This window comes from uncultured Amnibacterium sp. (assembly GCF_964245895.1).
Taxonomy (GTDB): domain Bacteria; phylum Actinomycetota; class Actinomycetes; order Actinomycetales; family Microbacteriaceae; genus Amnibacterium.
The window spans coordinates 1-9,975 of record NZ_CAXTOQ010000129.1; the positions used below are offsets into that span (position 1 = coordinate 1).

Sequence of the window (9,975 nt, forward strand, 5' to 3'; positions counted from 1 at the left end):
CGGCCATGCCTCCGCCGCAGTGACGCTCGACCGCTACGCGGACCTGTTCGAGGACGACCTCGACGCCGTCGCGGTCGCACTCGATCGCGCTGCGCTGCAGACGGATGTGGGCAAAATGTGGGCAAAACGCGTTTGAGTCGGCGTGTCGCACTGCCGGTAGAAACAGCAAAACCCCCGGCCGACCGGGGGTTTTGTCTGCGTGACCCCAGCGGGATTTGAACCCGCGTTACCGCCGTGAGAGGGCGACGTCCTAGGCCGCTAAACGATGGGGCCGCATGCCGCGCCGCAGCGCAGCGGTCAACGAGTATGCCACACCGCTCGAGCCACCACTGACGGGGCCGACCGCTGCACGGGGCGCGGTGCGCACCGGGGGTCCAGCAGCGGAGGGCCCCGTCAGCGGCGCGGGGAGCGGCGGGCCAGCAGGCGGCGCCAGCGGCGGCGGAAGCGGACCTCGACGCTCGGGCGGATCGTCGTGATCGCGTCCGTCACGTCGGGGCGCAGCAGGTGGACCGGCGCCTCCCGCTCCAGGTCCAGCTGCTCGAGCACGTGGTCGACGGAGGCGAGCACCGAGCCCTGCAGCATCCACAGGTCCGGCCGCTCACGCGGGTCCAGGTCGAGCAGCGCGAGCTCGGTGAGCACCGCCCGCGACTCCCCCACCGCGTCGAGGGTGCGCTCGCGCGCCGTGACGCGATCCGGCTCGCTGCCGTCGTACTCCGCGCCGACCAGGTCGCCGAAGGCGCGCAGGCCGGAGGCGGCGCCGTCGAGGGCGACCGCGAAGGCCCGGCGCAGCTCGGTCCCGGCCGGGTCGTCGTCCGCGTGACCGACGGCGGTGCGGGTCAGCACGACGAGCAGCGCCCGCTCGGCCGCGAGGCAGCGCTCGAGCCGCTCGAGGGCTCCGCGCAGCGCCGGGTGCACGGCGTCCGTCGTCAGCGCGAGCGGGTTCAGCACCCGCGTCTGCTCGACCTCACGGACCGCCTCCCGCGCCGCGGTCGTGTCGGCGGCGAGGTGCCCGCTCCAGTCCAGCCAGGCCGCCAGCTCCTCCCGTGCCGGCGCGCGCGAGCCCAGCGTCTGCGCGATCTCCGCCAGCAGCGCGCCCTGCGACCGCGCGACGCGCTTCACCGCCTCCCCCGCGGCGGCGTTCGGGATCGCGACCGGCACGACCAGCGAGAACAGGACGCCGACGCCGGTGCCGATGAAGGTGTTGACGAGCCGGACCTCCGCGCCGAGGTCCGGTGAGGAGACGGCGAGGATCAGCATCGCGCTGATCGGCGTCTCCAGCGACTGGTCGCCGAGGCGGAACACCTTCGCGAGCAGCAGCGAGGCGGCGATGACGAGGGCGAGGCTCCACCAGGAGAGGCCCGTCCAGGCGGTCACGCCGACGGCGACGAGCACGCCGGTCAGCACGGCGCCGACGCGCACGAGCCCCATCAGCAGCGTGCCGACCGTGGAGGCCTGCACGACGAGCAGCGCGGTCAGCGGCGCGGTGAGGTCGACGATGCCGGGCGACACGAGGTCGGCGACCAGGTACGCGACGACCGCCGCGACCGTGAGCCGGGCGACCTGCGACAGCGCGGGCCGCACCCGCGCGGGCACCTCCGACCAGGAGGTCGGGCCCGCCGGCCAGATCCAGTCGAGCACGCGCCGGATCTGCAGCCGCGTGCGCAGCCGCCTCCCCTCCGGTCCTCCCGTCGAGCGAGCCGTCAGCGCCTCCTCATGCCGCTGCGCAGCGCACGCTCGGCGGCCCGGTGGTCCACTGGGCGCATGCGCATCACCAAGCTCGAGCATGCCGCGTTGATCCTGGAGGAGGCGGGACGTCGCCTCGTCGTCGACCCGGGCGCCCTCACGAACCCGATCCTCGACCTTCTCGACGTCGATGTGGTCGTCATCACCCACGAGCACGCAGATCACTGGAGCGGTGACCAGCTGCGGCGGATCCTGGACTCCAGCCCCGGCGCGGTGCTGCTCGGGCCGCGCGGCGTCGCGCGGGCGGCGGAGGGGTTCGACGTCCGGGCCGTAGCGCCGGGCGAGACCGTGTCGGTCGCGGACTGGACGATCCGGTTCCTCGGCGGCAACCACGCGCAGATCCATCCGACGATCCCGATCGTCGACAACCTCGCGGTGCTCGTGAACGACCGCTTCTTCTACCCGGGCGACTCGTTCTACGTGCCCGTCGGCATCGAGGTCGACACCCTGGCCGCGCCGGCCGGGGCGCCCTGGATGAAGATCGCCGAGGGCATGGACTACATCACCCAGGTCGCGCCGAAGCGGGCCTTCGGCACGCACGACGGCGTGCTGTCCGCGTCGGGGGCCGCGCTCGTGCACGACCGGCTGAAGGCCGTGACGGAGGCGAAGGGCGGCGAGTACTTCGCCCTCAAGGCGGGCGAGTCGATCGACATCTGACTCCCTTCGTTTTGTAGGTCTGCCGGACCTACAAAACGAAAGGTGTGGTCTCAGGCGGGGGCGGCCGCGTCCAGCAGCGTCGCGACGATCGGGGCGGCCGGGGCGGAGCGGAGCGCGGCGAGCGTGCCCCGCTGCACGACGCGGCCCGCGTCGATCACGACGACCTCCTCCGCCAGCGCCTCCGCGTCCCGCACGTCGTGCGTGACGAGCAGCGCCGACCCCGCGAAGGTCGCCAGCCGCTCCCGGATCGCAGCGCGCAGCGCGGGCCGCAGCTCGGCGTCGATCGCCGCGAGCGGCTCGTCCAGCAGCACCAGCGCCGGCTCGCGCGCCAGCGTGCGGACCAGCGCGACCCGCGCGGCCTGCCCGCCGGAGAGCGCGGAGGGGCGCCGCCCCGCGAACCCGTCGAGGCCCGCCTCCGCGAGCAGCCGGTCCGCCTCCTGCCGCGCAGCGCGCCGCCGCAGCCCCCGCGTCCGCAGCCCGAAGGCGACGTTGTCGCGCACGGACAGGTGCGGGAACAGCGCCGCCTGCTGCTGCACCACGCCGATCGGGCGCCGCTCGGGCTGCACCGACAGCCGCGCGCCGACGTCCTCGAACGCGACCCCGTCGACGGCGACCCGGCCGCCGTCGAGCGGCAGCAGCCCCGCGATCGCGGACACCGCGGTCGACTTGCCGGCGCCGTTCCTGCCCATCAGCGCCACGACCCGGCCGGCGGGCACGTCGAGGGACACGTCGAGCACGAACGCGCCTCGGTCGATCCGCAGCCGCGCCTGCAGGGCGCCGTTCACCGGGCGAGGCCCTGCAGCCAGCGGTCGCGGAGGGAGACGAGCACGACCACCGCGACCACCATCAGCACGACCGCGATCGCGATCGCCGCGTCCCGGTCGCTGTTCAGCGCGAGGTACGCGGCGACCGGCAGGGTCTGCGTCACCTTCGGCAGGCTGCCCGCGAAGGTGACCGTCGCCCCGAACTCCCCGATGGCCCGCGCGAACGCGAGCACCGCCCCCGCCGCGACCCCCGGGGCGGCGAGCGGCAGCGTGACGCGCACGAACCGCGTCCACGGCCCGGCACCGAGCGTCGTCGCCGCGATCGCGAACCGGCGGTCGACGCCGCGCAGCGCCCCCTCCACGCCCAGCACGAGGAACGGCAGGCCGACGAACGTCTGCGCGATGATCACCGCCAGGGTCGTGAACGGGATCTGGAAGCCGGACGCCAGGTACAGCGGCCCGCCGATCAGGCCGACGCGGCCGAGCAGCAGCAGCAGCGCGATGCCGCCGACCACCGGCGGCAGCACGAGCGGCGTCGTCACGAGCGCGCGGACCAGGCGGCGGAGGGGGGACGGCCAGCCGTCCGCGCCCGACAGCACGACCGCGAGCGGCACCCCGAGCAGCACGCAGCACCCGGTGGAGACCGAGGCCGTGCCGAGCGACAGCCCGAGCGCCGGCAGCACGGTGTCCCCCGCGAGCAGCTGCGGCAGCCGAGCCCACGGCGCGCGGACCAGCAGCGCCACGAGCGGACCGACGAGCAGCACGAACGCGAGCGCCGCCGGCACCCACACCGCGCGCGGGACGCGGGCGAGCGGATCCCTCCGGACGCGCATCGCCTACTGGGGCGCGAGGAAGCCGGCCGCCTGCAGGTCGGCCTCGTGCGCCTGCACGTACGCGATCCACGCGTCCGCGAGCGCCGCGTTCTTCGAGTCCTTCAGCGCGGCGATCGGGTAGTCGGTGATGGCCTGGTCGGCCTCGTCGAACGGGATGCCCTGGACCTTGTCGCCCGCCGCCTGCACGTCGGTCACGTAGACGAGCCCCGCGTCCGCGTCGTTCCCCTCCACCTTGGTCAGCACGCTCGTGACGTCGGGCTCGTAGCTGTCCGGCTTCGCGGTGATCTTCGCGATGTCGAACACCGAGGTCGCGGCCGCGCCGCACGGCACCTCCTTCGCGCAGACGACGATGGTCCTCCCGGCGTCGGCGAAGTCCTTCAGCCCCGTGATCTTGCCCGGGTTGCCGGGCGGCACCGCGATCTCGAGCTTGTTGCGGGCGATGACGACAGGGTCGGCGGCGGTCAGGCTCGCGTCGCTCACCGTTTGCATGGTCTTCGTGCTCGCGGCCGCGAACACGTCGACCGTCGATCCGGACACGATCGCGGCGGCGAGCGCCGAGCTGCCGCCGAAGTTGAAGGTGATCTCGACGCCGGGGTGCTCCTGCTTGAACGAGGTCCCGAGCGCCGTGAACGTCCCGTTCAGGCTGGCCGCGGCGTCGACGGTGATCGAACCGCTCAGGGTCGGCGTCGCGGAGGCGGAGGCCGACGGTGCGGCCGACTCCGCCGGCAGGTCCTGCGCGCAGCCGGCGAGCGCCAGGACGGACAGGGCGGCGACCGCGAGCGCGACCGGGGGACGACGGGTCATCGGGAGTCCTTCTTCGGGTCGGCGTGCTCGATCACCACGGTGGTGGCCTTGACGGACGCGGTCGCGACCACGCCCGGTTCGAGGTGGAGGTCGTCGGCCGCCTCGCGGCTCATCAGCGAGACGAAGCGGAACGGCCCGGCCTGCAGGTCGACCTGGGCCATCACGGTGTCGCGCACCACCCGGGTGACGATGCCGGTGACGCGGTTGCGGGCGGAGGAGGTGCCGTCGGACGGCAGCATGCGGGCGAGCGGCGACTCCGCCGCGATCTGCGTCGCGAGCGCGGCGAGCTCGGCGCCGTCGACGGTCGCCGGACCGCCGGCCCGGTCGATCGCGATGCGGCCCGAGTCCGACCAGCGGCGGAGTGTGTCGTCGCTGACGCCGAGCAGCGCGGCCGCGTCCGTGACCCTGATCCGATCGACCACGTGACCAGTCTCCTCCCGCATCCGCGTGCGTTCACCAGCCTATCCGCCGCATCCGCGGCGCCTTCCTCCCGGTGCTTGGATCGTGACGTGGTCGATGCGCGGTTCGCCCGGCAGGCGCTGCTGCCGGGCTTCGGCGACGCCGGGCAGCAGGCCCTCGCCGCCGCGCGGGTCGTCGTCGTCGGTGCGGGCGGCCTCGGCTGCGCGCTGCTGCCCGTGCTGGCCGCGGCGGGCGTCGGCGAACTGGTGGTCGTGGACGACGACCGGGTGGAGACGACGAACCTGCACCGGCAGACCCTCTACGGCCCCGCCGACGTCGGGAGCCCGAAGGCGGCGGTCGCGGTCGCGCGGCTGACCGCGCTGGGCGGGTCCGCCTCGGCCCGCGAGCACCGCGTCACGGCCGGTAACGCCGCCGCGCTGCTGGCCGGCGCGGACCTCGTGGTCGACGCGACGGACGACGTCGATGCCCGCTACGCGCTCGACGACGCCGTCGCGGCGGCCGGGATCCCGCTGGTCTGGGGCTCCGCGGTCGGGTTCGCCGGGCAGGTCGGCGTCGCCGCCTCCCCGGGGCCGCGCTGGCGGGACCTCTTCCCCGTGCGGCCCGACGAGTCCACGATGGCGACGTGCGCGATCGCGGGGGTGCTGCCGAGCCTCTGCACCTCCGTCGGCGGCGCGATGGCGACCGAGGTGATCAAGCTGCTGACGGGCATCGGCCGGCCGCTGATCGGGCGGGTGCTCGTGCTCGACGCGGCTGCGGCGACCGTCCGAGAGATCGCGTACGGTGCAGCCGACGGCAGCGATTCCGGCAGAACGAGAGGGACCATGGCGGACATCCGTGAGATCACGCCCGCCGAGGCGGCCGAGCTGCTCGAGTCCGACGCGGAGGTGACCCTGCTCGACGTGCGCGAGCCGTGGGAGGCGGATGTCGCCGCCCTGCCCGGCTCGGTGCTGATCCCGCTCGGCGAGCTGCCGGACCGCGTCGGCGAGCTGGACGCCGGGAAGCAGGTCGTCGCGTACTGCCACGGCGGCGTCCGCAGCCTGCGCGGCGCCCGGGTGCTGCAGGACGCCGGCCTGCGGGTCGTCTCGATGTCCGGCGGCATCGACGGCTGGAGCCGCACCGTCGATCCCTCGGTGCCGAGGTACTGATGGCCGCCCGCCGCCGCACCGTCGACGAGCACGCCGGCCGCATCGCCGCGCTCGTCGGCCCCGCGCTCGCCCGGCACGAGACGGAGACGCTGCCGCTGCTCGACGCGCTGGGGCGACTCACCGCCGAAGCCGTGACCACGACCGGGCCCCTCCCGCCGTTCCGCAACGCGCAGATGGACGGCTACGCGGCGCGGTCCGGCGACGTGCGCCGCACCCCCGTCGTGCTGCCGGTCGACGGCGTCGTGCCCGCGGCCGCGACCGAGCTCACGACCCTGGCCCCGGGCCACCTGCTCAAGGTGATGACGGGGGCACCGGTGCCGACCGGCGCGGACTGCGTCATCCCCGTGGAGCAGACGGTGGAGGAGGACGGCGGCGTCCGCGTCCTGCGCTCCGTCGACCCGGGCGCGTTCGTGCGGGACGCCGGCAGCGACGCGCTGCCCGGCACCGTCGTCGTGCCACCGTTCACCCGCCTGGCCCCGCGGCACCTCGCGGCGGCCGCCGCCGCGGGCGTCGCCGAGGTCACGCTGCGCCGACGCCCGCGGGTCGCCGTGATCGCGACGGGCGCCGAGGTCGTGCCGCCCGGCACCCCGCTCGCGCTCGGGCAGGTGCACGACGCCAACGGCACCGCGCTCGCCGGCCTCGTCGCCGAAGCGGGCTGCGACCCGGTGCTCGTCGACCTCACGCCCGATGACCCCGCGGCGTTCGAGGCCGCGCTGCAGCGGGCGGTCGAGGCCGCGGACCTCGTGCTCACCGCGGGCGGCGTCTCGAAGGGCGACTTCGAGGTCGTGCGGCAGGTGCTCGAGCCGCTCGGCGCGGACGTCACCGAGATCGGCATGCAGCCCGGCGGCCCGCAGGGATCCGCGTCGGTGCGCGGCGTGCCGGTGGTGTGCCTTCCCGGTAACCCGGTGTCCGCGCAGGTGTCGTTCACCGTCTTCCTCCGCCCCCTGCTGCGCGCCGCGGCGGATCTGCCGCCGATCCCGCCGGCGGCGCTGCCGCTCGCCGCGGCGGTGCACTCCCCGAAGGGCAGGCGGCAGTGGCTGCGCGGGGTCGTGAAGGACGGCTCCGTCTACCCGGTCGGCGGTCCCGGCTCGCACCTGGTCGTCGCGATGGCCGCGGCGGACGTGCTGATCGACGTGCCGGAGGACGCCGACTTCGTCGGCGCCGGCACCGTCGTCTCCGTGCTGCCGCTCTGACGCCTCCGTGCTGCCGCTCCGACCCGGGCGGCCAGAATGATCCGGTGGCCGGCTCCTTGACGCATCTCGACGCTGACGGGCGAGCCCGCATGATCGACGTGGGCGCGAAGGCCGTCACGCACCGCGAGGCGCTCGCGCGCGGGCGGCTGGTCACGACGGCGGAGGTGGTGCGGCTGCTCGTCGCGGACGGGCTGCCGAAGGCCGACGCGCTCGCGACCGCGCGCATCGCGGGGATCGCCGGCGCGAAGCGGACGAGCGACCTCATCCCGCTCTGCCACCCGCTGCCGCTCGACGCCGTGACCGTCGAGCTGCGCCCCTCCGGCGACGCCGTCGAGATCGAGGCGCGCGTCGCGACGACCGGTCGCACCGGCGTGGAGATGGAGGCGCTCACCGCCGTCACGATCGCCGCGCTGACGCTGCACGACATGGTGAAGGCCGCCGACCCCGGCGCGACGCTGACCGACGTGCAGCTGGTCGAGAAGACCGGCGGCAAGCACGGCAGGTGGTCGCGGGACCAGGTGCAGCACGACCCGGGGGTCGCGACGACCGGCGGCGGGCGCGTGCTGGTCGTCTCCACCGGCGCCGCCGCCGGCACCCGCGAGGACACGACCGGCGCACGGATCGTCGCGTGGCTGCGGGAGCAGGGGCTCGAGACCCCGGACGCGGTCGTCGTCGCGGACGCGGACGTCGCGACCGCGCTGCGGGAGGCGCTGCAGGACGCGCCGGAGGTGCTGATCACGACCGGCGGCACCGGCCCGAGCCCGACCGACCGCACGCCCGAGGCGACCGCCGCGGTCCTCGACCGGGCGCTGCCCGGGGTGGCGGAGGCGCTCCGCGCGAGGGCGGGCACGCCGACCGCCGCGCTGGGCCGCGGGGTCGCGGGCCTGTCGAACGGCACGATCGTCGTCAACCTGCCTGGCTCGACCGGCGGGGTCGGCGACGGGCTGACCGTGCTCGCGGACCTGCTCCCCCACCTCCGGCACCAGATCCGCGGCGAGGCCGACCACGAGCACGGCGCCCACCAGTCGGCGCCGCACGATTTGCCATGACGGTCGCGCTCGCCGCGGTCGTCGACGCGCCGATCGACGCCGCCGAGGTGGAGGCGGCGGTGCTGTCGCGGGCCGACGGCGCGCTCGTGACCTTCCGCGGCGTGATCCGCGACCACGACGCGGGCCATCCGGTGGTGCGCCTCGACTACTCCGCGCACCCCGATGCCGAGGCATTCCTCCGCGCGACCTGCCTCCGCATCGCGGAGTCGACGGGTCTGACCGTCGCCGCGGTGCACCGCGTCGGCGCGCTGGAGGTGGGCGACGTCGCCCTGGTGGCCGCGGTCGCCGGCCCGCACCGCGCGGAGGCCTTCGCCGCCTGCGCGGCTCTGATCGACGCGATCAAGGCCGAGGTGCCGATCTGGAAGCGCCAGCACTCCCCCGACGGCACCACCGAGTGGGTCGGCCTCTAGGTCTCGCCGTTCCGCAGTTCCTGGCCGACACGCCGAAGCAGGTCCACCGAGCGCGGCGGGTCGGCCGATCTCTGCGGAACGGCGAACGAGGAAGGTCAGCCGCCGGCGAAGGGGGGCAGCACGTCCACGCGGGCGCGGAGCGGGCGGGCGGGGTCGCGGGTCACGGTGCCGTCGACCAGCAGGCTGCCCGCGTCGAGCACCCGCTGCATCGCGGGACCGTACCGGCCCGTGAGCCACGCGCGCAGGGCGCCGGCGGTCGCCTCCACCGTGACCTGCTCCTCCTCGCGGCCCGCCGCCTCCGCCGCCGCCGCGAAGTAGCGGACCAGCACGGTCGCCTCAGCCACCGATCGCGCCCATCGACCGGATCGGGCGGCGGAAGCCGGCGCGCTCCATGCCGTGCCCGGCCTGCTTGCCCCACATCGCCGCGCGCCACGCGTCGGCGATCGCGGCGTCGTCGGCGCCGCCGCGCAGCAGCGGCGCCAGCGGCGTCTCGTCGTCGCCGAACAGGCAGGACCGCACCGACCCCTCCGCGGTCAGCCGCGTCCGGTCGCAGTCGGTGCAGAAGGACCGCGTGACGGAGGCGATCACGCCGACCGTCGCGGCGGTCCCCACCACCCGCCACAGCTCCGCCGGGGAGGAGGGGTCGTCGCGGCCGATCGGCTCGAGGTCGAACCGCGTGCCGAGCACGGCCAGCAGCTCGGCCGCGTCGATCAGGGTCTCGCGCGCCCAGACGCCGTCCGCGTCGAGGGGCATCTGCTCGATGAAGCGCAGGTGCACGCCGGCGTCGACCGCCCAGGCCAGCAGGTCGGCCGCTCCGGCGAGCGTCTCCCGCATCAGCACGGCGTTGACCTTCACCGGGTCGAGCCCGGCGGCGACGGCGGCGGCGATGCCGTCCAGCACCGCGGGCAGCCGGTCGCGCCGGGTGAGCCGCGCGAAGTGCTCGCGGTCGACCGTGTC

General features: G+C 75.4%; 11 protein-coding genes, 1 tRNA gene and 1 pseudogene. 5 read left to right on the plus strand and 8 right to left on the minus strand.

The genetic code is table 11. The annotated features are described in order from the left end of the window. Positions 1 to 200 precede the first annotated feature (200 nt). A tRNA-Glu gene (locus tag ACFE60_RS14690) sits at positions 201 to 273 on the minus strand. Positions 274 to 393: 120 nt separating this feature from the next. After that, entirely contained in the window at positions 394 to 1,638 is a 1,245-nt protein-coding gene (locus ACFE60_RS14695) for an aromatic acid exporter family protein (protein ID WP_375389611.1), read from the minus strand. A gap of 123 nt (positions 1,639 to 1,761) precedes the next feature. On the opposite strand from ACFE60_RS14695, the gene ACFE60_RS14700 reads away from it, so the two are divergent. Beyond that, entirely contained in the window at positions 1,762 to 2,400 is a 639-nt protein-coding gene (locus ACFE60_RS14700) for an MBL fold metallo-hydrolase (RefSeq protein WP_375389612.1), read from the plus strand. Between the two features lie 50 nt (positions 2,401 to 2,450). On the opposite strand, the gene ACFE60_RS14705 is transcribed toward ACFE60_RS14700, so the two are convergent. From ACFE60_RS14705 to ACFE60_RS14720, 4 genes are read right to left on the minus strand one after another with little or no spacing between them, the layout of a single operon-like run. Next, a complete protein-coding gene (locus ACFE60_RS14705) occupies positions 2,451 to 3,185 on the minus strand; it encodes a sulfate/molybdate ABC transporter ATP-binding protein (protein WP_375389613.1) in 735 nt (244 codons plus the stop codon). Further along, positions 3,182 to 3,997, minus strand: a complete 816-nt coding sequence (locus ACFE60_RS14710) for an ABC transporter permease (RefSeq protein ID WP_375389614.1) — start codon at positions 3,995 to 3,997, stop codon at positions 3,182 to 3,184. Before ACFE60_RS14710 ends, ACFE60_RS14705 begins: the two co-directional genes overlap by 4 nt. 3 nt (positions 3,998 to 4,000) lie before the next feature. Then, positions 4,001 to 4,801, minus strand: coding sequence for a molybdate ABC transporter substrate-binding protein (gene modA, locus ACFE60_RS14715; RefSeq protein WP_375389615.1), 801 nt, complete (start codon positions 4,799 to 4,801; stop codon positions 4,001 to 4,003). Next, positions 4,798 to 5,223 (minus strand): molybdopterin-binding protein, encoded by a 426-nt coding sequence (locus tag ACFE60_RS14720; RefSeq protein ID WP_375389616.1) that lies wholly within the window; start codon positions 5,221 to 5,223, stop codon positions 4,798 to 4,800. The genes modA and ACFE60_RS14720 overlap by 4 nt, the downstream gene beginning before the upstream one ends. 87 nt (positions 5,224 to 5,310) lie before the next feature. Here ACFE60_RS14720 and ACFE60_RS14725 point away from each other — a divergent pair, with 87 nt between their 5' ends. From ACFE60_RS14725 to ACFE60_RS14740, 4 genes are read left to right on the plus strand one after another with little or no spacing between them, the layout of a single operon-like run. Further along, on the plus strand, positions 5,311 to 6,366 hold the full coding sequence (locus ACFE60_RS14725; protein WP_375389617.1) for a ThiF family adenylyltransferase: 1,056 nt from the start codon (positions 5,311 to 5,313) through the stop codon (positions 6,364 to 6,366). Next, entirely contained in the window at positions 6,366 to 7,559 is a 1,194-nt protein-coding gene (gene glp, locus ACFE60_RS14730) for a gephyrin-like molybdotransferase Glp (RefSeq protein ID WP_375389618.1), read from the plus strand. The genes ACFE60_RS14725 and glp overlap by 1 nt, the downstream gene beginning before the upstream one ends. Before the next feature lie 44 nt (positions 7,560 to 7,603). After that, positions 7,604 to 8,608 carry a bifunctional molybdenum cofactor biosynthesis protein MoaC/MoaB gene (moaCB, locus tag ACFE60_RS14735; protein ID WP_375389619.1) on the plus strand — a complete coding sequence of 335 codons (1,005 nt, stop codon included), beginning with the start codon at positions 7,604 to 7,606 and terminating at the stop codon, positions 8,606 to 8,608. After that, positions 8,605 to 9,018 carry a molybdenum cofactor biosynthesis protein MoaE gene (locus ACFE60_RS14740; protein ID WP_375389620.1) on the plus strand — a complete coding sequence of 138 codons (414 nt, stop codon included), beginning with the start codon at positions 8,605 to 8,607 and terminating at the stop codon, positions 9,016 to 9,018. Before moaCB ends, ACFE60_RS14740 begins: the two co-directional genes overlap by 4 nt. Positions 9,019 to 9,113: 95 nt before the next feature. Here ACFE60_RS14740 and ACFE60_RS14745 read toward each other — a convergent pair whose 3' ends face one another. After that, a complete protein-coding gene (locus tag ACFE60_RS14745; protein ID WP_375389621.1) occupies positions 9,114 to 9,362 on the minus strand; it encodes a MoaD/ThiS family protein in 249 nt (82 codons plus the stop codon). Continuing rightward, positions 9,355 to 9,975, minus strand: a pseudogene (locus ACFE60_RS14750) (cyclic pyranopterin phosphate synthase); the annotation flags it as partial. The gene ACFE60_RS14745 and the pseudogene ACFE60_RS14750, both read right to left, overlap by 8 nt.

Bases quoted from the DNA above. Each gene is read 5' to 3' on its own strand.
- ACFE60_RS14700 (WP_375389612.1), top strand. From the start codon at position 1,762: ATGCGCATCACCAAGCTCGAGCATGCCGCGTTGATCCTGGAGGAGGCG.
- ACFE60_RS14710 (WP_375389614.1), bottom strand. From the start codon at position 3,997: ATGCGCGTCCGGAGGGATCCGCTCGCCCGCGTCCCGCGCGCGGTGTGG.
- modA (WP_375389615.1), bottom strand. From the start codon at position 4,801: ATGACCCGTCGTCCCCCGGTCGCGCTCGCGGTCGCCGCCCTGTCCGTC.
- glp (WP_375389618.1), top strand. From the start codon at position 6,366: ATGGCCGCCCGCCGCCGCACCGTCGACGAGCACGCCGGCCGCATCGCC.
- ACFE60_RS14740 (WP_375389620.1), top strand. From the start codon at position 8,605: ATGACGGTCGCGCTCGCCGCGGTCGTCGACGCGCCGATCGACGCCGCC.